The sequence below is a fragment of the Peribacillus kribbensis DSM 17871 genome (assembly GCF_000430765.1).
Classification (GTDB): domain Bacteria; phylum Bacillota; class Bacilli; order Bacillales; family DSM-1321; genus Paraperibacillus; species Paraperibacillus kribbensis.
In genome coordinates, this window is record NZ_AUMQ01000036.1 from 15542 (window position 1) to 37248 (window position 21707).

The window sequence follows — 21707 nt, forward strand, 5'->3', positions numbered from 1 at the left end:
ATTCTATTCTTGAACGTCTTTTCTCCTGGCCGGCTGAAAGTCAGCAGGCAGTGCGATGGTGAAAGTCGTCCCTTTATGCAGGATACTCGTGACCTGGATCTCCCCTTCTAATAATAAAACCAGGTGTTTGACAATGGCTAAACCCAGGCCAGTGCTCCCCATTCTATTGGTCCTTGATTTATCGACTTTATAAAACCTTTCGTAAATAAACGGAAGATCTTCACGGGGTATACCGATACCTGTATCTCTTACCTGAATGTACATTTTCTCTCTGCCTCTCCAGGCTTTTAACGTCACATGGCCATCTGGCTTATTGTAGTTGATAGCATTTTCAACTAGATTCATAAGAATCTGTTCCAGGCGCACTCCATCTGTCATGACCATCAAACTTCCTTCATCTATCTCCTGGTGAAGGTGAACACTTCTATGCTTTGCTTTCAATTCAGCCTTTTTGAGGCAGCTGCCAATCAAGGAAGGCAGATGATGCCGGTCATATGTAAGCCCGACCTGACCTCCCTCTATTTTGGAGAGCTCGAATAGATCCGTGATCAAAGCATTCAGCTGATCGGATTCGCTGAGAATGATGGATAAATAGAGCTCCTTTTCCTTCTCCTCTTTGTACAATTGATCCCTTATGACTTGTGTATAACCTTTTATGTAGGAGATTGGAGTTCTCAAGTCGTGCGATACATTGGCAAATAGCTCACTCTGCCTGTTTCTGTACCTCTCCAGCTCGTGCCCCAGATCATTGATGGCCTTGGCTAAGGATCCCAGTTCATCCTTTGATTTTGCTGGGACCTTCTCGTAATATTTTCCTTTTGCAATCGCTCTTGTAGCCCGTTCCATTTTCAGCAGGGGCGAAGCAAGCTTCCTTGAAGCCATATAGGTAAATACCAAGGCTACACATAAAGCACCGAGCATGGAAGAAAGTACGAGAACCTTCATATGATGAACCGATTTGTTAATAGGGTCGGTACCCGAGAACAGGAAGAGGCCGGCTTCTTCTTCTCCCGCCCCCCTTCCGAGACGCTTTCCGGAGAGGAAATAATTCTGATGATCCTCTGCATGATACTCTTTATTTTTAACCGCCTTTTTTGCAAAAGCATAGTTTACTAGCTTTCTCTCGACCCGGATGCCTTGTGGAAATAGTTTTATGTTGGAGGAAACTAAAACTACCCCCTTCTGATCAATCAAGCAGAAATCAGTTTCAGTAAGCTTCGCGGCTGTATGGAGTGATTCCATATCGAGCTCAGAAAAAGTCTTGGAATAATAATCGGCTAACTGTACAATTTGATGGCGGGCATCATGTAAATAGGATCTTTTATAAAGTTCATTGATTATTAAAATAAGAGGCACGAGAACGCTCATATAAACGAGGAAAATGGTTGCCCCCCACTTTAGGACGATGCTGTTCCATTTCATAGAGAGCCATCCGCGGCATTAAATTTGTAGCCCACTCCCCACACGGTTTGAATCGGATTATAATCACTGGTTAATTCCTTCGTCTTTAGCCGAATATTTTTTATATGTGAATCTACTGCCCTTAGATCTCTATGATCCTGGAATCCCCAGATCACCTCCAGCAGCATCTCCCTTGTGAACACACGCTGCGGCTGGCTCGCTAAGAAATAAAGGAGATCATATTCTTTTGGGGTGAGCTCCGCCTTCCTTCCTTTGACTAAAACCGTCCTGCTGTCGGTCTTAATCGTGAGTAATTGTTCTCCAAATACCATAACATTCTCGGCATAATGTTCATTGATCAGTGATCGCCGGAATAATGCTTTGATTCTCGCTGAGAGCTCACATGGCTCAAAAGGCTTGCCTAAATAATCATCCGCCCCAATTTCAAGTCCGCACACTTTATCCATTATTTCATTCCGGGCAGAAAGCATAAGGATAGGCGTCTGGCGTTTTTTTCGTATCTCCTTGCAAATTTCCCATCCATCCAGTTCCGGAAGCATAACATCAAGAATGATTAAATCCACATGTGCGGATGATAAAACATCAAAGGCCTGCCTGCCGTCTTCTGCCTCCAGCAGCTGATAATCTTTCTCTAAATAAATCCTCAAGAGGTTTCTCATATTCCATTCATCTTCCACGATTAAAATTTTCTTTTTCACGTATTCCCTCCTGCTTTTCCGTGATTGTCTCCCGAGGTAATTAATGCAGCAACTGCCTCACTTGTTTATTATATTTTAATATAATTTACAGCCTTTCTGACATTAAATATTTCCAGTTTGAGACTAAAAGACTATCTTTTTGAAAGTTAGGAAAAAAGAAGGAAAAACAAGAAAATCCATAGTTTCTACACATTTACTGAGTAAAGTGCTAAATAGCTATTTAAAACATGAAAGGAGATAGAAAGAAATAGTAGAAAACCTTTTTAACAAAGATGGCAAGCTTGAAACCAAAGTGAAAGGAGAAAGATCATGACTATTATGTCTAATATTCTAAATCACAATGAGGTTTTTGTTGGAGAAAATCAGTACGAGGATTACAAGACAACGAAGTTCCCGGATAAAAAAATTGTCATTTTAACATGTATGGATACTCGTCTGCTTGAGCTGCTTCCTAAGGCAATGGGCCTGCGAAATGGCGATGCCAAAATCATAAAAAATGCAGGCGCCGTCGTGTCCCATCCATTTGGCAGCATCATGCGAAGTATTCTTGTTGCCATTTATGAACTTAAAGCCGAGGAAGTATTCGTTGTCGGCCATCACGGCTGCGGCATGGTGGGTCTTCAGTCAGATTCCATCCTAAAGTCTGCCAGGAGCAAGGGGGTTCCGCCGGAAAAATTCGAAACCCTTAAACATGCCGGGATTGATTTATCGAGCTGGCTGACTGGTTTTTCATGTGTGGAAGAAAGTGTTAAAAGTAGTAGTCACAGAATCAAAAATCACCCTTTAATGCCAGAAGGAATTCCTGTACATGGGATGGTGATCCATCCAGAGACGGGCAAGCTGGATTTAGTCGAAGATGGATATCACATGACCCGCGAAACTCCTTCCAGCTTTAAAAAGGAGGTGCAGGCATGATCCCTGATGCCAGATTCTCCGGGTACAGCTTAGACCGCCTTCAGAAGGACCTTGTTGCCGGGCTTGTTGTTGGAATTGTTGCCATCCCTCTGGCAATGGCTTTTGCGATCGCTTCAGGAGTGCGGCCGGAATACGGGCTTTATACCTCGATCATTGCCGGTATTATCGTTTCCCTCTTAGGAGGGTCCAAATATCAAATCGCAGGGCCGACTGGCGCTTTTGTGCCGGTCCTGTTAGGAGTAGTCATGCAATATGGCTATGAGAAACTGCTGATTGCCGGGTTCCTGGCCGGGTTCCTGATCCTGCTGATGGGGGTGTTCAAGCTTGGGAGGTATATCAAGTTCATCCCCAGGCCGGTGACCATAGGCTTTACTGCCGGGATTGCGGTCATCATTTTCTCAGGACAGATTGCCAATTTTCTAGGGCTACGCAATCTGGAAAAAGAAGAAGCCTTCCTGTTAAACATGAAGGAAATCGTCGTTCATTTAAATACGGTAAATATTTACAGTATTATCGTCGCCTGTATCAGCCTGGCGATTGTGATAACTGCTCCCAAATTCATCGCCAAGGTACCTGGGGCCCTTCTTGCACTGCTTGTATCTACACTAATAGCTGCCTTCTTTTTCCCTGGTGAGGTTGCGACTATTGGGTCCACTTATGGGGCTATTCCAAATGGACTGCCGAGCTTTCAGTTTCCTCAGCTGTCCGTCAGCCTTGTGATCGAACTCCTTCCCGCCGTCCTGGTGATTGCCATGCTCGGAGGGATTGAATCCCTGTTGTCCGCATTAGTAGCTGACGGAATGACAAAAGAGAAGCATAATAGCAACAAAGAGCTGATCGGGCAGGGAATCGCCAATATAGTAACCCCTTTATTCGGGGGAATTCCCGCGACGGGAGCCATTGCGAGAACAGCAACCAATATTAAAAATGGAGGAGCTTCTCCCATCTCAGGCATCGTGCACGGAATCGTGGTACTGCTGGTGCTCCTCGTATTCGCACCGTATGCCTCCGCCATTCCACTTGCAAGCATGGCTCCCATCCTGATGTTTGTTGCCTGGAATATGAGTGAGCGAAGGGAGTTCGCCCTTATTCTCAAAACCAGGACCATGGATTCCCTGATTTTGAGTGTTACATTCCTATTGACCGTTTTAATTGATCTTACAACCGGAGTGGGAATAGGCTTACTTTTAGCTCTTATCGCTTTTGTCAGGCTGATGAGCACCACACTTCGCATTGATCAGGCAGAAAAGCTGGTAAAGCATGAAATGGGAGAAGCGGGCACTCCCCCTCCGCATATTCAAATGTACACTATAGAAGGACCCTTATTCTTCGGCTCCATTGAACGATTTGAAGAAGGAATTGAAAATATCCTTCATTCAGATCCTGACATTCTGCTCTTGAGAATGAGCAAGGTTTCCTTTATGGACTTGTCTGGAGAAGCCCATCTCACAAGCATTGTGAAGCAATTTAAATCCCAGAATCGGCAGGTGTTCATCTCCGGCCTCCAAAAAACGCCGCGGGAAATATTCAAAAAAACAGGGTTATACGAGCTCATAGGACACGAGAATTTTTTCACCCGTACAGATGATGCAGTAAAAAAAGCATTAGCCAAAAAGAATGCTCATCAGCCGCATTCCAAGTCACCAGTACTAACGCATAAAAGGAGGAAAGAGCTCGGTTTGACCTGAGGCAGCTGTCATTGAATAAACAGGAAATGCAGCCTAATCTTCAGTCCTAAATTGACTAAGCCGCAAAGCTGTCAGCTTTGCGGCATTCTTTTTATGCAAGATTCGAAAGTTCCTCAGTTGTCTTCTGATGAACCTTCAGCAGTGAGAACGGAATATGAGCATATCCTTCCATTAATCTCCTTGCCGTCCTTCCATTCGCTGCCCTTTTTACATTCCAGCTGCCGCCGGAGAATTCGACATCCGCGTCTACGTACATGGTTCCTGACGGGTGTCCAATCCGGATGCCGCCCCCTCCCATAAAAGCTTGTTGATGGGGAATGGTTCCTGGAATTTTCGCGGCAGCGGCAAGGGCCATGGCCCCGCTGACGGCATGTGTCCGGTGGAGCTGCCCCATGGTGATATAGCGTGAAACAATATCAATTTCATCCCGATAAACCATTTTATTTTTCACAGTAATGTAGTCCTTTGGGCTGGTGACAACCGCAATTTTCGGAAGTGCATGGGCGGCCGGGGAAATGATGTGCCGGTCTTCCTCTTTAAGGAGACCGGCCATGATTCCGGCTTCCACTCTGATTTTTTCCAATGTATCAAGGATCTCAGGATTACCGTTCACCTCGCCCTGGAGTTCGGTTCCCTTCAGCCCAACATCTTCTGCCCTCACAAATACCAATACATTGGCACAGTCAATGATACTCACTTCAAATGTACGGCCATCCAGAAGTGTAATAGAATCAAAAGGCCGGTTTGTAGGAAGCGTCCGTCCCGTAAAGGTCCCTCCTGAATCCATGAAATTCAGCATGATCCTGGAAGAAGTTCCCGGGACGCCGTCAATCACAAAATCACCTTCATATTGGATCTGGCCGTTTTTCACCGGAATTTCCGCCACAATCATCTTATTGATATTATTGTTGTATATGTTGACATAAGTGATCGGCTCCACCAATGGCACATAGCCTTCCTCCGCTGCATACAGCCCCACAGCGGTCACGAAATTGCCGCATGTCACATTATAGTCAATTGTCTTTTTCTCCAGGCTGACCTGGCCAAATGTATAATCGATGTGGGCATCTGGATGTGTAGGAGGCCCGATGATGGCTAATTTACTGGAGAGGGAGGTGCCTCCCCCCAGCCCATCCACCTGGCTTTCATCCGGGCTGCCATACATTTTAAGGAGAACTTCATCCCGTAAAACAGGATCTCGGGGGAGATCTGATTTTCGAACGATCAGCCCCTTGCTGGTCCCTCCTCTCATAATTACCGTAGGGATCTTGTAAACCTGCCCAAAATCATACATAATTCCATTCCTCCGCTGTCTATGATAGTTTAGATGCTTGAAGTTTCTGTCTGTACACTGCCGGCAGAAATATCTTCCTGATACGAGTTATTAATTTCCTCCAGGCTCCGTTTGGAAGTCCGGGGACCAAAGGTAATGGCCACTCCGGAAGCAATCCAGACAGCCGCAATGAAGATAAAGACATTCATGTATCCATAACCGCTGTAGATGAAGCTGATACAAAACGGCCCCAGAACATTGGAGAAACGGCCGATGCCGTAGGTCAGTCCCTGCCCGAAGGAACGTACCTCAGTTCCATATACCTCAGATGTATAGGTATAAAGATTGGATGAGAAGGTTCTTTCAATTAAATTGATCAAGAAACCAAATACAACAATCATGACAGGATTCAGTGTAAACCCGAATAAAAGTACGGATGCCGCTATGAAGAAGCAGGCGATGGCAATATTGGTTTTCCGTTCAAAACGGTCTGAAACAGCGGATCCAAGCAGGGCTCCTAATGGTGCCCCCAGCGTGATCAGGGTGCTATATAGAAGAGAATCCTTTAAGTCGATTCCCTGCTGGACCAGCAGTGTCGGCACCCATGAACCGAAACCATAGAAAGCGATGGTCTGAAAAATCCAGACGGCGATAAGAATGATTGTCCTGTTCAAATAAATCCCTTTGAAAATATCAGACATCCGATTCCCTTTCCCAGGAAACTCCACTGCCCTCTCAGGCTCCGCATCATTAAGACCGCCTTTTTCCTGAATCACAAGCCTCTCAATCGTCTCGATTACTTCCTTGGCCTTTTCTCTCTGTCCATTGACTTCATACCACCTTGGCAGCTCAAAAAGCCGATTGATCAGCAATAAAGCAAAAATTCCGAGCCCGCCCCAGACAAACACCAGCCTCCAGCCCCAGTCTGACATAGGAATCAGATAACTCGAAACCCATCCAGTAATGGGGATTCCCATGATTCCAATGGCAATCGCAAGTCCCTGATATTTCCCGCGTGTGGCCTTTGGAAAAAACTCAATGATATAAGTGTTCGCATTCACAAGCAGGGAGGATGTTGCCATTCCCGTGATAAAACGGAAGATGGCACATGACCAGACACCCCAAGAAAACGCATTCAAAAATGAGAATAGAGATAAAAAGATCAGCGAAATGATAATGGATTTCTTCCGTCCTGCCTTATCCCCCAGCCTTCCGCCGAGCGTAGCCCCTAGAAACATTCCAAAAAATGCACAGGAGTTAATGGTCGCAATGACATTCATCGGCAGGTTCCATTGCTTGACAAGCACCGGTGATACGTATGAAAACGTATTCAAATCTGCGAATTCAAAGAAATAGGCAATAGCAAGGGCAAAAATAACCTTCTTGTGAATAGATGAAAAGGGGAGTCTATCTAATCGATTGGATATATTGAGACTTGCTGAATGATTCATGTTTCATCCTCCGTTCGGTTTCTTTTTCGCATTGGTACAAATTCTAATGATATAGAATACACATCCTGCTCATTTGGCACGGACCATCTTAGTGCGCAAGGAGAAGGAAGATCCTCCCCTCCTAGCTTTTGATGAGATTTCCTTGTTTCACATATCCTGCTGCAGAGGCACCTGCGAGTTTTCCGTATACGGCACCCGACATCAGCCCTGATCCACCCGGATAATTTTCATAAAAGATGCCGCCGATCATTTCACCTGCTGCAAATAGACCTGGAAGAGGCTGTCGCTCCTTAGTCAGGACTTCACCCTCCGGGCTCACATGCAATCCGCCGAAAGAAAACGTGATGCCGCAGGTAACCGGGTAAGCGTAAAACGGACCTTGATCCATACGCAGCGCCCAATTCGACTTTGCAGGAGTGATTCCCTCCGTTCTCTTTCCGTCTTTAACAGTAGGGTTATATTCGCCATCCTGAACTGCTGAATTGTAGGCCTCTAAAGTCTGCAAGAACTGCTCCTTGGCTACAGGAATCAGATCAGCGAGTTCCTCCAGCGTGTCAGCCTGATAGCAGGTGGCTTCCTCGAGATTATATTCGCTCCTCAGCATTGAGCGCACCTGGGCATCAAAGACTTGGAAAGCCATATGGTCTGGCTGCTTCAATACTTCGCGGCCATATTTGGCATACGTATAATTCCTGAAATCCGCTCCTTCATCCACGAACCGCTCCCCGTTCTTATTGATGATGAGCCCCAGCGGGAAGGAGGACTTTTTGAAAATATCCCCGGGCTTATTGAAATCTCCTACCTTTGGTGCGTGATAATCTGTGCCGATCGAGTGGCAGCCTGACCAGTCGCCATATTTTTCAGCGCCTGCTTCCAGGGCCATCTGCAGGCCGTCTCCAGTGTTGTGCTCCGTTCCTCTAACGATGGCTGCTTCCCACTCAGCTCCCATAAATCTCGAGCGCATCGCCTTATTGGCTTCAAACCCGCCGCAGGCAAGAATGACAGCGCTTGCTTTTATATCAATTTCGTTTTCACCATGCTGGACGATGACTCCTGTGATTCTTTCATCCTCCTTCGTCAGCCTGACAGCTCTTGCTCCATACCATACATCAACCCCAAGCTCGCCCAGCCGCTGATTCAGCTTTTGGACAAGACCAATCCCTTTGTGATAGGTCCTGACCGGAAGTCCGCCCCAAAAATGTCGTTTACCATCTTTTTCATAGGATTGATTCTCAGCATTCAGTTCAAACTTGACCCCATGGTTCCTCATCCAGGAGATGGTTTCAAAGGACTGGGACACAAGCTGTCTTGCAAGCTCAGGGTCGCTTTTTCCCTCGGTCACTCTCATAAGGTCGCTATAGTAATCTTCTTCTGTATATTCCGGCATGCTGATCTTTCCTGCTGCCTCTTCATCAAGCTCCACAATTTCCCTGATGGCCGTTAAGCCCTTATATGCAAACCGGATGGCGCCATCTGTAAAAAATGAATTTCCGCCCCTTTTTTCCTTTTCCGCTTTTTCAAGAACAAGAACACGCGAACCCAGTTCCTTCGCTGAAATGGCTGCACACAAAGCGGCATTTCCTGCTCCCACCACCACTACATCTGTTTCATATGTTTGATTCATATCCCAGCCCTCCATGTTGTTGTTCAAATATTCTTATTATTCTATTAAAAGTATATTTTAGTTTATAATATAAATAAAATACTTATATTTTATTGGCATATATAAATTTCTTTTATATCTAAGATTTATTAGAGGGAGATGAAGCTCAATGGAGGAAAAAGATTGGATTCTGCTGCAGACCATATACGAGGAAGGAAACCTCTCAAAGGCATCCGAGCGCTTATATATCTCCCAGCCCGCCCTGACCTACAGGATCCAGCAGCTGGAAAAGGAATTCAATACGAAGATTCTATTAAGAAAGAAAAGAGGAGTAGAATTCACTACCCATGGTGAATACCTGGTCCAGTATTCTCAGAACATGCTGTTCCAGCTGCGAAAAACAAAGGAACATCTGTCAAATATGGATCACAAAGTTAGGGGGACCCTCCGGCTTGGTTCCTCAGGAAACTTTGCCCGCTATAAGCTGCCGCAAATTCTCGAAGGATTTTTATCCCGATATCCCGATATCGAGGTCAACCTGAAAACCGGCTGGAGCTTCGATATCAATCAGATGGTGAATAAAGAAGAAGTCCACGTAGGGATCACAAGGGGCCGTTACAACTGGCAGGGCCCACAGCTGCTGTTGAATGAAGAAAATATCTATATTGTTTCAAGAGACCCCATTGTTCCAAAAGAACTGCCTGCCCTGCCCAGGATCAATTACCAGACCGACCAGACCCTTAAAACCACCATTGATAAATGGTGGAAGGATTCCTTCACACTGCCCCCTTATATCACCATGGACGTCGACAATATTGACACCTGCAAAGAAATGGTCATCAGGGGTCTCGGATATGCTATCCTGCCTGGTATCTGCCTTGTTGGCAACGAGGGACTGCACACATTAAAGATCGAATCCAAAATCACAGGAGAAATCATACGAAAGACTGTACTTGTATATCAGGAATCCTCCCTGGAGCTGGCAGTGGTAAAAGCCTTTGTGGAGTTCATGGAGAGTGTGGAGCTGGATTAAGGCCGAAAGTTCATTTAGGAACGCCATTTGGGAGGCACTTCTGGGTGGCGTTTTTTTCTGGTTTGGCCTCCCTGAGATTCAGCCCCGGTCCCCTCACGCTGCCCTTCTTTTTTCTCAGCCTCCGCTAATTTATACTCAAACAGGTTAACTATTTGCTTGAACTTCTTTGCTCGTATTCCTTTATTTTTCACTCGAGATTTTCTTGTTATTACTCGTATAGCATGGATTTTTGCTCAGAGTCAGCTCCTCCAGAGAAATGGGCCGTTCACTAAAAAAAAAGGACCCATCATGAATTCAGAATTAAATTATAGTTGACAGGTCGGAATAATAAGAATAAATTATAAGATAATAAGATAATGATTTCCAACAGATTTACAGCTTATAAGTTTACTTGGGTATGCCTATTTTCTATATAAGGACGTTTTGAAACATATAAGGAGGAGTGCAGGATGGGTTCCAACAGAACAATTGAAGGAAGAAGAAACGAACTGATTCATAAACTGATTGAGTTTGAACAATTTAAAAAAGATGGCAAACAGCTTTTCGAGTTAACGTTGAATGAGCTGAAAAATGAATATCTAAAACTTCAGGCTAACTTCCACCCGCATTCTGGATTTGAATCGATTAGATGGAAAAAGTTCTAATCTGTAAACCACTTCCCCTCTGTTCATATAATAATACCTATTCCCTAACTGAAAGCCGCCATTTTCTATAGATAAAGGATTCCGATTAAATGACATAAGAATAGACGTATGAATGGTCATACGTCTATTTCTTTATTTGTTTTATTTTAATAAAGCTTATGTATCCCAATAAAAAAGCACCTCCAATTGTTAGATATCAAGTGTCTAACAATTGGGGTGCAGTTCAATTCGCGAGTTTTATTTTTTCATGTAAGCATCTCAAAAGGGAACCCTTTATCTCAATAGGCTGGAACGGTCATCCTCGAAAGGGAGTCACAGGATATCCTTTGACATCCAGCTTCACATGAAAAAGTCCGCCAGCCAAAGGCTGTTTTTCCAAGTCTTCCTGGGATAATCCATCTCTTGCGGTCGTGATAAATAATTCATTCATTTCTTCTCCGCCAAATGTGCAGCAGGTTACCTGCTCGACTGGAAGCTCGATAGATCGAAGCTTCTTCCCTGTCCTTGGATCCCAGCAGGCCACCTGTCCCCCGCCCCAGTGGGCAACCCACAGGTTTCCCTCTGTGTCGATAGTCATTCCATCCGGAGCTCCCTCGCCAGGAGGAACCTCGATGACGGTCCTGCCATTCGATAATTCTCCTGTATCCAGATTATAATCATAGGCATTAATTTTTTGGGTTGGAGTGTCTATATGGTAAAACGTATTTCCATCATGGGTCCAAGCCAGCCCATTGGATAGTGAAACATGGTCCAGCATTTTATGGACGCTGCCATCTCGTTCAAGTCTGTAGAGCGCTCCTTTTTTCTCTTCATTTGAAAGGGACATGGTCCCGGCAACAAACCGTCCGTGCTGATCGGTTTTCCCATCATTGAAACGATTATCGGAAAGATGGCTCTCCGGGTCGGCTATAAACTCTGCTTCTCCGTTTGCGTGGATATGATAAAAGCCATCCCTTAACGCAGCGGTCCATCCTCCCGACTGTCTTGGGACGACCGCACCTGCATAATCATGAAGTTTTATAGATCGGCTTCCGCTACTGGATGGTTTGTAGGTGAACAACGTCTTTTCCTTTATATCGATCCAGTGAATCTTATGGTCATGCCAAAAAGGTCCTTCCCCAAGTATACATGCGCTATTTATAAGCAATTCTGCTTTCAAATCATTCACTCCCAAGACAAATAAAAGTAGATTTCTATATATCCTGATACCCCAATCTGTGAATATTCAAGCACAGGTACAATTATATTTTCCGCTGGGTTTATTGCCAAATCATACACAATTTCCACTTTTAATCCCTCTAATTTTCCCAACAAGATTTGCAGAAATTGTATAAACCTTCCATATATTTTCCCATAAATTTACACGGAATCTCTTTTTAGGTAATCCTTTCGACATAATATGTAACAAAACTGTAATAGTGTCGTGAAGATTTTGTTATGTTATTTCCTGTATAGTAGGTTTTAACAGATAACAACGGGGGTAAATGAATTTGTTAAAGAAATTAGCTTCAGTCTTGTTAATTGTTTCTAGTCTCTCGGTTGCAGTCCCTTCCATTAGTGAAGCAGCTGCGAAGGTCACTACAAAATATGTCAAGGTCAGCTCTGGAACATTGAATTTACGGAAAACTGCATCCACAAACGGTGCCGTTCTAGCACATTTATCAAAGGGAGCCAAGGTTTCAGTTTACTCTGAATCTAAAGGCTGGGCTAAAATTAATGCCAGCTCAAAGACGGGTTATGTCAGCTCGAAGTATTTAACGACTGCTAAGCCTGCCGCACCAACAGCTAAAACTGATTATCATGCAAAAGCAGTTTCTGTCGCAAAAAGCAACTTAGGTGTCAAATATCGTTTCGGCGGAATATCTCCTAGCGGTTTCGACTGCTCAGGACTTGTGAAATATTCCTACAGCAAAGCCGGTAAAACTTTGCCGCGCACTGCAGCTGAAATGTACAAAAAAGGAACCAGGACAAGCTCAAGCACGATGAAAACCGGAGACTTAATGTTCTTTGCTCCTAATAAAGCTTCAAGACCAACTCATGTATCCATATACATAGGAAGCGGCAAGATGATTCAGGCAGCGACCTCTTATGGAGTTTCTATAGCAAGCACAAGCAATTCTTATTGGAAGCCTAAGTTCATCGGGGCTAAGCGGATCTAAAAAAGAAGGCCAGGCGGCCTTCTTTTTTTTTGCATTTATTGTCCTGCTGATTGGCGGAGAATATCGATTAATAAGCTGCGCATTTTCTGGCGCTGCACTTCATTTAACCTCAGCAGCCCATTTCCCTCCTGTGACCTCGGATAGCCTAAAGGCAGGGTATGGGCAATCAGTTCCTGGAACAGCTCAGGCTCCGTAATCGGACGATTATGTTTCTTTTCAAACCGGTCAATCAGCAAGGCTGCTGCCCCGGCCACATGCGGTGCAGCCATGGATGTACCGGACATGATTCCATACAGAAATTTTGGCATGGTCGATATCACATATTCACCTGGTGCCACTAAATCCACCTGACTATTGGAGTTGCTGAATGTGGATACCCTCCGGGACTGATTCACTGCCCCTACCTCCACTACTTCTTCATAGGCACCTGGATAGCTGGTTTCCGTCGTCTGTGCGCTGCCATCCCCTTGATTGCCAGCTGCACAAACCACAAGGATATTGTGTTGGACAGCATTCTGGATGGCTGTATGCAGGGCTTGGTCATCATCCGGCCCTCCCAAAGACATGGAAATGACCCGTACCTTCTCCCCGTTGGGACCCGTCCAATTTACGGCATAGTCCACAGCCTCCGTAATAGACTTTATCGTACCTGTTCCCTGACCATTTAGCGCCTTAAGCACCAATAGCTTAGCTTTCGGAGCCACTCCCACAACCCCAAAACCATTCTCAGCAGCCGCAATAATTCCGGCCACATGCGTACCGTGGCCATTATTATCGGAATAATTGTCAGGATTTCCATTATAATCTGCTGTAAAATTCCGGCCTCCAATAACTTGTCCCCTCAAATCAGGATGATTGGTCTGGCAGCCCGTATCAATCACCGCCACCACGGCATTCTCCCCGCGATACCCAAGTGTCCAGAAAGAACTTGCTCGAATCATCCGCACTCCGGCGGGCACCTCAAAAATATTGCTATTCATCCCCTCTAATTTAAAGGGTATTAATTGTACATTTGCCAAACGGACCTCTCCCCTCATAATCCCTGGAGAATGGCAGGACTGATGCTAAAAAGAAATGACAAACAGAGCGGTCATGATCTCAGGGTTTAAAGACTTCCATTTATGTTATGAGAGGAGACAAGCATTTGCGATATAGTATGAGTCTAATTTTTGAGTTAAGATAGATGTATAGTCTGCCTATCCTGATTGGTCATTTTTTGATTAAAATCTTGGAATCCAGGAGGTCATAAAATGTACGGTGTTATAGCCTTATTTGATAAAAATACCGAACAGAGCTCCGGTGATCTATTCAAAAGACTTACAAACAGTCCAGTCTATTCATAAATAAAGCCCTTTTCCTATGAGAGGGCTTCTTCTTACCGAAACTATCATCTTAAACCACATGACTGCCTGAAAACTTCGGCAGATACTCCCCATGGACCTCTATTAATTCATCACACAATGAAATGATACATCCATGGATAGCACCGCTGAAGTAAGGGGATCCAGCATAGCAGCCTGATAAATATGTTTCCTCTTTAAATTCCCAGCCTCTTCTATTGTAAAGGACTTTTCCCCCTATTATTCTTAAAGATTTAAATTTAAAATTTTTCGGGACTCCCAGGAAATATTGAACTAAAAATCACCAATTAAACTACCCTCAGGCTTGCCTTAAATGGCCAACTTGAAAAAACTAGCTCTTTTTTAAGAAATATTTTACATTATTTAACTTTTGTAAGATAATGGAATTAGCAAATAAAGGGGGTGCATGATCTGTAGATTTCTGCCGGCAGGATGGTCATTAGGGATTAAAAGAAAGATTCATGGGAGGAACTGGGATGGAAGAAAAAAATCATTATATTATTAATCCAGACACGGTGCTGATTAAGTCAGAATTTGATTCACTTGGAAATCACTGCTCGAGAGTCATTCAAGGAAGAGAAAGCTTTCTCGTCAAGGAAAAGCCCGCCGATATTTTGAATAACAGCATGCTCTATTATGGATCAAATCTTCCGGGAGGGATCCAGAGCACTAAATCTAAGCTTGGAAATATCAGCATGTGCCCTGTTGTTGTTTGTTCACAGCTGAATATATACTGGTTTCCGCTTTATTCTCCTAAAAGTGAAAAATGCATTTGGCTCGCCTTCACACATGTAGGGCGGCCCGAGAAGCTCTCACCACTGAAAACACGAGTCAACCTGCGTTTTGGCCACTCCTTTGAACTCAACATGAAAATCTCCCGCTTTAAAGCCAAACATAACCAGGCAGCCGAGCTCCGTTACATAACCGAGGAAAGAAACCAAAAGGGCCTTGTCTATTACTACGACCCCAGAACCGGACTCCAGCTTGTGAGCGAGAAAAACCCCTACTACTCGGGGTCTGACAAAGACTAGAATGCACAAAAAAATGGCCAGTCCCCGCCGTGCTGCAGCACGGTGAGGACCCAGCTTACAATCTGTACCCTTTTAGCTGCTTTCTTTTATCGGCGAGTTTTTCAAGGGTCTTTTTATAGGATTCCATCTCACTCTTGTGTACGTTCAATCTTTCCCCTAACATTCTTTCAACTTCCTTTGGGCTCGGTCCTCCCTTAATGCTTCGGATTTTTACAAAATGCACAGGAGAAAGAATGTTTTCCCACTCTTCTTCAGTCAAAGAGATGTTTACAAATCCTGCAATCATTTCGTTGATCTCAGCCATTTCCCAGTCGTACAATTCCTTTTTCTGCTTGATGGTTTCCTTTGAGATAAAGCTTGCAATTCCATGGGCCATCCTGAACGGCACTCCATGCTCCCTTGAAAGTGTATCCGCCAGCTCGGTTATGGTGATATTCGATTTCTTCGCGAGCTCCCTTGTCCTCTCCTCGTTCACCTTTAAAGTCAGGATCACTGCATGCATGAGCCTCATCACCCGTTTCGCATTTGCGAAGGCACGGTATAGATGCGGCTGCAGGTCATCCTCGGTATCGACGATATCCCCAAATGGGGTGTTATGAACCATGTTCAACGCAGCCAGTGCTTCGCCGTATGCGCTGCTCGCGATGGAACGGGAATGCTCGATGGATACCGGGTTCCTCTTCTGCGGCATGATAGAGCTTACCTGGACATATGGATCGGCCACACAAAAGGAACCGAATTCTTTCGTAACATGCATGAGAAAATCCTGGATCCATCTCCCCGTATTGACCATGCACACCATCAAAGCGGATGCCGTTTCCAGCAGATAATCTGCCCCTCCAATGGAGTCATAGGAATTTTCGATTACCGAATCAAAGGCCAGCAGCTCACAGGTTCGATTGCGGCAGATCGGAAAACCGGTTGTGGTAAGGGCAGCGGCCCCCAGAGGGGATTGATTCACGGTGCGATATGCACCCCAAAGCCGCTTGATATCCCGCTGCAGCACATCATAGATGGCCAGGAAGTAATGACCGAGCGTTGTCGGCTGGGCAGGCTGGGTGTGCGTATATCCGGTCATGATCGTTTCTTTATGGCTGCCTGCCTGCTCCAGGAGGACTTCACTGAGACAGTAGCAGCTGCCAAGAAAGGAAAGCAGCTGCTCCCTTAGCACCAGCCTGTACATCGCAACGCCCATGTCATTCCGGCTTCTTGCGATATGCATCTTTCCTGCAAGATCAGGGCCGATTTCCTCCCCAATTCTTGCTTCCATCATAAAAAACAGATCCTCGTACTGCGGCTGGTAGGAAAGAGTGCTGTGATCGGTCTCTGCCACTCTATTAATGCCCTCCAGCATGACTCTTGCTTCGCTGCTTTCAATAATCTTTTGTTCTTCAAGCATGATCACGTGTGCCCGGTGGATATCAAACATCACATGAAACAAGAAATCGCGCTGATCATTGAAAACTGGCTTTAAAAGTTCTTCTACATACGTTTTCCCGGGAAAGACGCTTCCCTCGTTTCTCATAAATTCTTCTAATCTATTCATGGCTTCATCTCCATTTTTTTAAGACAAGGATTGTTCGGCCGTGATGCCGGACAATTTATTGAGAACGTTCAGGACAATTGCATTAACAATCAAAAATCACCTTGTTTTTTCGACTACTAATTACCCTTTGGATCATTTATGAGGCCATCGTGTTTTCCTAAAAATAGTGAAACAGCACCCAAAACCCCCATATTGTCCCCTAGCTGGGAAGGCCTTAATTCTACTGAGACCGGAAGATAAGGATCCACGATTTCACGCAGTCTCGGTAATATAAAATCAGCGGACTTTAATACTCCCCCTCCTAAAATGATCACCTCTGGATTTAAGAGGCATGCGGCATTAATTATTCCATAGGCAAGGTGCTGGATAGCCTCCTGTACGACGGCGAGCGCTTCTCGGTCCCCTTTTTCCGCATAGGTGAAGGCTTGATCGCTGGTCAGTCCTGCTGACCCTGCATCATGGCGCAAGGGATAGGCCGGGTTCTTCATGACAAGGGAGCTGAATTTTCGGCCGATTGCCTCTCCTCCTGCCATGCTTTCCAGATAGCCATACCGGTGAAAGGTGGGCTTGAACTCATTTTCCATATCATTTTTATCGGTAACCATATAGCCCAGCTCGCCTGCAGCATTGGCTGATCCTCTGTAGAGCTTGTTATGGATGATGATTCCACAGCCAATTCCTGTGCCGACTGCCAGGAACATCACATTCTCTCTATCTTGGGCATTTCCCAGCCACTGTTCTCCTAACACGGCAGCATTCACATCATTTTCTACATAGACAGGAAAGGAAAAATAGCGTTCTGCTTCTGCCACAAAAGGGTAGCGGATCCAGTTCAAGCTTGGCGCTTCAATTACAATGCCGTTTTCTGCATCGGTAATGCCTGGTACTCCAGCTCCCATGCCCAAAATCTTTTCCCTCTCAATCCCGGATTTTTCCGTCATTTGCTCAATTTCTGCAGCAATCTGCTTAATCAGCCCAGATTCCAAATATGCTTCCGTTTTAAAACTGCTAGATGCGGCGATGGTGCCGCTTAAATCACTGATGACCGTCTTGACCTTTGTTCCTCCAATATCTGCCCCGATGATATAGGCTGCTTTTTCATTAAAGTGCAGCTGGATAGGTTTTCCCCCTCCCTGCCAGGCAGATTCACCAATCCCGCTTTCATAAATCCATTTATCGCGGATTAGCTCATCCACCAGCTGTGACACAGTTGGCTTGCTGATATGTATCCTTGCTGATATTTCAGCCCTTGAAATAGGAGAATGCTTCATAATACAATACAGGATGCTTTTCTTGTTGTGCTCTTTCAAAGTGAAGGGAGTTTTATTACTGCTCATACAATCACGGCCTTATTAATTTTTTTGTTAGTAATATCGACTAACTAACCAGAATATAACTCTTCAGAAAAACTTTTACCATCTAAAAGTGTATTAGGATCTTTTCTATTCTATGTTATGTGACTGCGGTTTCCATCATCAAACCATGGTCAGTGCTTGCAAGATTTTTACCAATCTTTTAACTTATGGGCTCCAGAAATAAAACGAAGCATCCCCTCAATTCTTTAGGGATGCTTCGTTATGATTTTTTCCATTTTCTTCTGCAGATGATTCCGGCTGCGGTTCCTAAAGGCACCAGTCCTACAGGAGTAACTCCGATGACAGAGACGGTATTCCCCCATAATGGCAACATACGTACGCCTGCCGTCTGGTGTAAATGCAATACCCAGTGGGCTGTCTCCCACAGGAATCCTGCGTTGGACTTGGTGTTTGTAAGGATTGATGACCGCTGCGTCTCTGTTTACATTGGATTCAAAAATAGCTTCAGCCTCTTCTCCTTCATCTCGAATACTTTAAATCTCCTAAACACGTCATCACTATGATTTTCAATCAAGATATATTCCTTTTTGTCTGTATGTACCTCATATGTTTTTCTTCTTAAATATATAATCTTTTGGATATTTCCATCTAGCTGTTCCTGGAGCTCAGGGTAATCTTTTAAATTCCCGACCGATATTGCTTCTAATACATCATATGGCCCTAAATAATTCAAAAGAACCAATCCTATTATGACTAGAACAGATATAAAATATCTTCTCTTCTTTTTCAAGTAGATTTCTCCTATAGTTAAATCTTACCTTTTACCTTTTAAATCACCATATTGATCTGCAATATTTTGTAATTGCTGTAATGTGGATACCAAATAACTTTGGTCGCTTTCAAACTCAAAGTGGAGAATATTCTCTTGATGTGCTGTTTCTTGAAAATACCCTTGAATCGTGATCCCGCCAAATTTGTTAAAATGCATATCAATTTTAAGAGTATTTTCATCTGAAAAACTAACACAGCCTTTTAAATGGCTATAGCATTTTTGCAGCTGAATGAAGAACTGATACACCTGACCAGTTGAAAACCAAAATTCAGCATCTTTAACATAATAATTCCCACTCTTAATCTCGACATTGCCTTCTACATCATACCCGCCTAAATAACTTGTTTCCTCTGGAAAACCGTGCACTTTATTAAATTTTATCCGGATGAATCCCTGTTTACCTGCAATCATAAATTGATTCATTTCATCCACCTCTTTTCAACTTAAAAAAGGTTTTATCGAATCAGTCAGTGAAAGTGCTGGATCTGTAAAATATCTGCTTGTTCCAAAAAACAATATAACCGCTAATATGAATAAATAAATGATACAACTTACGGTTAAGCCTGCTTTGAATATTTTTTGCACAATAATCTCCTGTTCTCTTCAACCAGATGAATGTACTGAAAATTGGAAAATTTTGATGCTATCAGTTTATCATAGAAAGCCGTCTCATTCCTTACTGAGTGAAAGTCTTCCCATAATATTTTTGAATCTGAGTAATTTTGAAGGAACTGGTCGATTTGTGTCGTATATATTCATAATCTAATAGTATCAAAGTTACAGGAGGAAAATCATAAAAAATACATCTACATGGTGAGGCATGGAGAGTCGCCTAAAACCGGAGAACGTGAAAGAGAACAGGGACTCACTCCAAAAGGAAAAGCGGATGCAATTGGTACTGCGGAGATCCTGGAGGAGGAAATTGAGGTTTTTGTTTCCAGCCCCTACAGCCGGGCAATTCTGACTGTCCGGGAATGCGCACAACGTTCAGGAAAAAAACGTCCTGATCTTTGAAGATTTAAAGGAACGAGTCTTCTCATCAAGCAGTCATCCTATGCCGAATAATGAGCTGTTTCCTATGCTTGAGAAATCCTTTTTGGACCCAGACTTTGCGCTTCCCGGCGGACAATCCAACTCTGCATGCCAGGAACGGTCCATTTCCGTTTTAAAGAAGCTGCTTTCAGATTATCCGGGAAAAAGAATTGCATTGGGCACGCATGGAGCCGTCATGACGCTCATGATGAACTATTTTGACAATAACTACGGTATGGATTTCCTGCCGCAGACTACAAAACCTGATGTTTACCGGATGGAGTTTCTAGGAGAGAAGCTGTCTAAAGTTACAAGACTATGGGGCGCCGTCCAGCCCGCAATCAGTTGATTTCAGCAAAAAAAGGCGTCCCTCACGCCTTTTTCACCATTCCCATTTCCTGTGTTCACACTGGTTACGATCTTCAAGCTGTTGGAAAAAACTCATTTGAGGATATAAAAACCATTAAAAGCGTTGTAAAAAATGCAAAAACTGCAGTGGCGGGAGGCATTAAAATAGAAACAATTCCAGAAGTAATCAAAGCACAACCAGACTTTATCATTGTTGGCGTGGACAAGAAGATATTAAAGCAGCAGCAGCAAAAATGCAACAAATGATTAAACAAGGTTAATGGAAAGGTTTAACGCACTCCCTCAACAAGCTGATGGATCGAGTTTAACTTGGAAGCAAGCTCAATAAACCATTCTTCATCCCCCGTTGATAATGCCAAGTCTATTAGAAATAGAATTTGTTCCTTGTTTACCACCTTAGAAAGTGGCAGTTTCCTAACATTTTCACTTAAAATCGAAATTGTTTTGCCAAGTGTTTCACGATTATCACTAGTAGCAACCGTTACTTTAACAACTCCATCGAGAATACTCTGTGATTCAATATAACCAATTATTAATTGTCCATCCCTTAATTTCCCCTTAATCCAGTCACCTGTTTTCAAAACGGAATTACCATTCGTCAACATCCTTTTTCACCTTCTTATGCTATTTTTGAATTTTATGAATGCAGCCAAGAAATAACCTCTTTTTAAGCTACAGTGATCGGAGATATATCACCTAGAATAAAACTGTAATATTTTTTATTACATTTAGCAAAAAAAGTCTGCGGCCTTAGTCACAGCCGCTATTTTGATCTTGATTTACAAGATCAACAACTTCTTTAATTGTATAGTTCTTTAAATATTCACCCAAATGCTCTTCCGCACCTAAGAAAATTGCAAATAATACTCTTTTCATATTCGCGCCCACAATACACTTTTCATTTGAATCAGGACACTTAGGCTGCAAAGCACCTTCAGAAGTTATCATATATATATCCCAGAGATTAACTTCACTAAGGTCTAAAGTAAAAATAAATCCGCCGCCGGTTCCTTCTTTTGATTTTATAAATCCATGTTTTTTTAATAAGCTTAGCACTTTACGAATGCGTACCGGGTGGACACCAGCACTCTCTGAGATAGCATCACTTGTTGACATCCGGTCTGACTGCAACGCAAGAAAAGTTAAACTATGAATGGCAAGCGTAAAATCACTATTCATGGCCCTGCCCCCTAAGAAATAAAAAACGCTTTTAGTATATAGTAAGCCTTTTTAGTTTTTTATAGCATAATGTAATAATAATTATTACAGTTTAGTTTGTCAAACAGTAATGGAAACACGCTGGTAAAATCTTTGTATAGCTATAGCCAGTTATA

Annotated in this window: 19 protein-coding genes and 2 pseudogenes; 8 read left to right on the forward strand and 13 right to left on the reverse strand. The window is 43.7% G+C overall.

Translation table 11 applies throughout. The features are described from left to right. Positions 1-3: 3 nt before the first annotated feature. Both H539_RS0107490 and H539_RS0107495 read right to left on the reverse strand, forming a co-directional pair. The gene (locus tag H539_RS0107490; protein ID WP_026693005.1) at positions 4-1422 is read right to left on the reverse strand and encodes a HAMP domain-containing sensor histidine kinase; all 1419 of its coding nucleotides are present in this window, start codon (positions 1420-1422) and stop codon (positions 4-6) included. Continuing rightward, the gene (locus H539_RS0107495; protein WP_026693006.1) at positions 1419-2120 is read right to left on the reverse strand and encodes a response regulator transcription factor; all 702 of its coding nucleotides are present in this window, start codon (positions 2118-2120) and stop codon (positions 1419-1421) included. The genes H539_RS0107490 and H539_RS0107495 overlap by 4 nt, the downstream gene beginning before the upstream one ends. A gap of 309 nt (positions 2121-2429) precedes the next feature. On the opposite strand from H539_RS0107495, the gene H539_RS0107500 reads away from it, so the two are divergent. Then, entirely contained in the window at positions 2430-3035 is a 606-nt protein-coding gene (locus H539_RS0107500; protein WP_026693007.1) for a beta-class carbonic anhydrase, read from the forward strand. Next, positions 3032-4723: a SulP family inorganic anion transporter gene (locus H539_RS28045; protein WP_081415810.1), complete on the forward strand. Its 1692-nt coding sequence runs from the start codon at positions 3032-3034 to the stop codon at positions 4721-4723. Before H539_RS0107500 ends, H539_RS28045 begins: the two co-directional genes overlap by 4 nt. Positions 4724-4814: 91 nt before the next feature. On the opposite strand, the gene H539_RS0107510 is transcribed toward H539_RS28045, so the two are convergent. From H539_RS0107510 to tcuA, 3 genes are all read right to left on the reverse strand, one after another. Continuing rightward, entirely contained in the window at positions 4815-6017 is a 1203-nt protein-coding gene (locus H539_RS0107510; RefSeq protein WP_026693008.1) for a 2-methylaconitate cis-trans isomerase PrpF family protein, read from the reverse strand. 29 nt (positions 6018-6046) lie between these two features. Further along, the gene (locus H539_RS28050) at positions 6047-7447 is read right to left on the reverse strand and encodes an MFS transporter (RefSeq protein ID WP_051348490.1); all 1401 of its coding nucleotides are present in this window, start codon (positions 7445-7447) and stop codon (positions 6047-6049) included. A gap of 121 nt (positions 7448-7568) precedes the next feature. Next, positions 7569-9071, reverse strand: a complete 1503-nt coding sequence (gene tcuA / locus H539_RS0107520) for an FAD-dependent tricarballylate dehydrogenase TcuA (protein WP_026693009.1) — start codon at positions 9069-9071, stop codon at positions 7569-7571. 148 nt (positions 9072-9219) lie between these two features. On the opposite strand from tcuA, the gene H539_RS0107525 reads away from it, so the two are divergent. Together H539_RS0107525 and H539_RS0107535 are read left to right on the forward strand one after the other, a co-directional pair. After that, positions 9220-10083 (forward strand): LysR family transcriptional regulator, encoded by an 864-nt coding sequence (locus H539_RS0107525; RefSeq protein ID WP_026693010.1) that lies wholly within the window; start codon positions 9220-9222, stop codon positions 10081-10083. A gap of 449 nt (positions 10084-10532) precedes the next feature. Continuing rightward, positions 10533-10727, forward strand: coding sequence for a Fur-regulated basic protein FbpA (locus tag H539_RS0107535; protein WP_026693011.1), 195 nt, complete (start codon positions 10533-10535; stop codon positions 10725-10727). A gap of 295 nt (positions 10728-11022) precedes the next feature. Here the strand turns inward: H539_RS0107535 and H539_RS0107540 are convergent, their stop codons facing one another. Then, positions 11023-11886 carry an SMP-30/gluconolactonase/LRE family protein gene (locus H539_RS0107540; RefSeq protein ID WP_051348491.1) on the reverse strand — a complete coding sequence of 288 codons (864 nt, stop codon included), beginning with the start codon at positions 11884-11886 and terminating at the stop codon, positions 11023-11025. A gap of 331 nt (positions 11887-12217) precedes the next feature. Here H539_RS0107540 and H539_RS0107550 point away from each other — a divergent pair, with 331 nt between their 5' ends. After that, positions 12218-12886: a C40 family peptidase gene (locus H539_RS0107550; protein WP_162144700.1), complete on the forward strand. Its 669-nt coding sequence runs from the start codon at positions 12218-12220 to the stop codon at positions 12884-12886. Positions 12887-12921: 35 nt separating this feature from the next. On the opposite strand, the gene H539_RS28055 is transcribed toward H539_RS0107550, so the two are convergent. Further along, positions 12922-13866: a S8 family peptidase gene (locus H539_RS28055; protein ID WP_425414700.1), complete on the reverse strand. Its 945-nt coding sequence runs from the start codon at positions 13864-13866 to the stop codon at positions 12922-12924. An 857-nt stretch (positions 13867-14723) separates the two neighbouring features. Here H539_RS28055 and H539_RS0107565 point away from each other — a divergent pair. Beyond that, positions 14724-15278, forward strand: coding sequence for a competence protein ComK (locus H539_RS0107565; protein ID WP_026693014.1), 555 nt, complete (start codon positions 14724-14726; stop codon positions 15276-15278). A 55-nt stretch (positions 15279-15333) separates the two neighbouring features. Here H539_RS0107565 and argH read toward each other — a convergent pair whose 3' ends face one another. The 4 genes from argH to H539_RS0107590 all read right to left on the reverse strand — a co-directional run bounded on the left by argH (position 15334) and on the right by H539_RS0107590 (position 19395). Further along, positions 15334-16824: an argininosuccinate lyase gene (gene argH / locus H539_RS0107570; RefSeq protein ID WP_026693015.1), complete on the reverse strand. Its 1491-nt coding sequence runs from the start codon at positions 16822-16824 to the stop codon at positions 15334-15336. Between the two features lie 116 nt (positions 16825-16940). Further along, positions 16941-18161, reverse strand: a complete 1221-nt coding sequence (locus tag H539_RS0107575; RefSeq protein WP_035322132.1) for an ROK family transcriptional regulator — start codon at positions 18159-18161, stop codon at positions 16941-16943. 460 nt (positions 18162-18621) lie between these two features. Then, positions 18622-18930: a hypothetical protein gene (locus H539_RS0107585; protein WP_026693017.1), complete on the reverse strand. Its 309-nt coding sequence runs from the start codon at positions 18928-18930 to the stop codon at positions 18622-18624. A 24-nt stretch (positions 18931-18954) separates the two neighbouring features. Next, entirely contained in the window at positions 18955-19395 is a 441-nt protein-coding gene (locus H539_RS0107590) for a WapI family immunity protein (protein ID WP_026693018.1), read from the reverse strand. A gap of 387 nt (positions 19396-19782) precedes the next feature. Here H539_RS0107590 and H539_RS28060 point away from each other — a divergent pair. After that, a pseudogene (locus tag H539_RS28060) lies at positions 19783-20353 on the forward strand (histidine phosphatase family protein). Positions 20354-20403: 50 nt separating this feature from the next. Next, positions 20404-20633, forward strand: a pseudogene (locus H539_RS28065) (beta/alpha barrel domain-containing protein); the annotation flags it as partial. 9 nt (positions 20634-20642) lie between these two features. Here H539_RS28065 and H539_RS0107605 read toward each other — a convergent pair. Next, positions 20643-20978: an IDEAL domain-containing protein gene (locus H539_RS0107605; RefSeq protein WP_026693020.1), complete on the reverse strand. Its 336-nt coding sequence runs from the start codon at positions 20976-20978 to the stop codon at positions 20643-20645. 145 nt (positions 20979-21123) lie between these two features. Beyond that, complete coding sequence (locus H539_RS0107610) at positions 21124-21552, reverse strand: RrF2 family transcriptional regulator (protein WP_026693021.1); 429 nt, start codon at positions 21550-21552, stop codon at positions 21124-21126. Positions 21553-21707: the final 155 nt, after the last annotated feature.

Excerpts from the sequence above, each read along its gene's own strand:
- H539_RS0107535 (WP_026693011.1), top strand. The coding sequence starts at position 10,533 with ATGGGTTCCAACAGAACAATTGAAGGAAGAAGAAACGAACTGATTCAT.
- H539_RS0107510 (WP_026693008.1), bottom strand. The coding sequence starts at position 6,017 with ATGTATGATTTTGGGCAGGTTTACAAGATCCCTACGGTAATTATGAGA.
- H539_RS28050 (WP_051348490.1), bottom strand. The coding sequence starts at position 7,447 with ATGAATCATTCAGCAAGTCTCAATATATCCAATCGATTAGATAGACTC.
- H539_RS0107610 (WP_026693021.1), bottom strand. The coding sequence starts at position 21,552 with ATGAATAGTGATTTTACGCTTGCCATTCATAGTTTAACTTTTCTTGCG.
- H539_RS0107525 (WP_026693010.1), top strand. The coding sequence starts at position 9,220 with ATGGAGGAAAAAGATTGGATTCTGCTGCAGACCATATACGAGGAAGGA.
- H539_RS0107500 (WP_026693007.1), top strand. The coding sequence starts at position 2,430 with ATGACTATTATGTCTAATATTCTAAATCACAATGAGGTTTTTGTTGGA.
- H539_RS0107490 (WP_026693005.1), bottom strand. The coding sequence starts at position 1,422 with ATGAAATGGAACAGCATCGTCCTAAAGTGGGGGGCAACCATTTTCCTC.
- H539_RS0107605 (WP_026693020.1), bottom strand. The coding sequence starts at position 20,978 with ATGTTGACGAATGGTAATTCCGTTTTGAAAACAGGTGACTGGATTAAG.
- H539_RS28055 (WP_425414700.1), bottom strand. The coding sequence starts at position 13,866 with ATGAATAGCAATATTTTTGAGGTGCCCGCCGGAGTGCGGATGATTCGA.
- H539_RS0107565 (WP_026693014.1), top strand. The coding sequence starts at position 14,724 with ATGGAAGAAAAAAATCATTATATTATTAATCCAGACACGGTGCTGATT.
- H539_RS0107575 (WP_035322132.1), bottom strand. The coding sequence starts at position 18,161 with ATGAGCAGTAATAAAACTCCCTTCACTTTGAAAGAGCACAACAAGAAA.
- argH (WP_026693015.1), bottom strand. The coding sequence starts at position 16,824 with ATGAATAGATTAGAAGAATTTATGAGAAACGAGGGAAGCGTCTTTCCC.
- H539_RS0107590 (WP_026693018.1), bottom strand. The coding sequence starts at position 19,395 with ATGAATCAATTTATGATTGCAGGTAAACAGGGATTCATCCGGATAAAA.
- H539_RS28045 (WP_081415810.1), top strand. The coding sequence starts at position 3,032 with ATGATCCCTGATGCCAGATTCTCCGGGTACAGCTTAGACCGCCTTCAG.
- tcuA (WP_026693009.1), bottom strand. The coding sequence starts at position 9,071 with ATGAATCAAACATATGAAACAGATGTAGTGGTGGTGGGAGCAGGAAAT.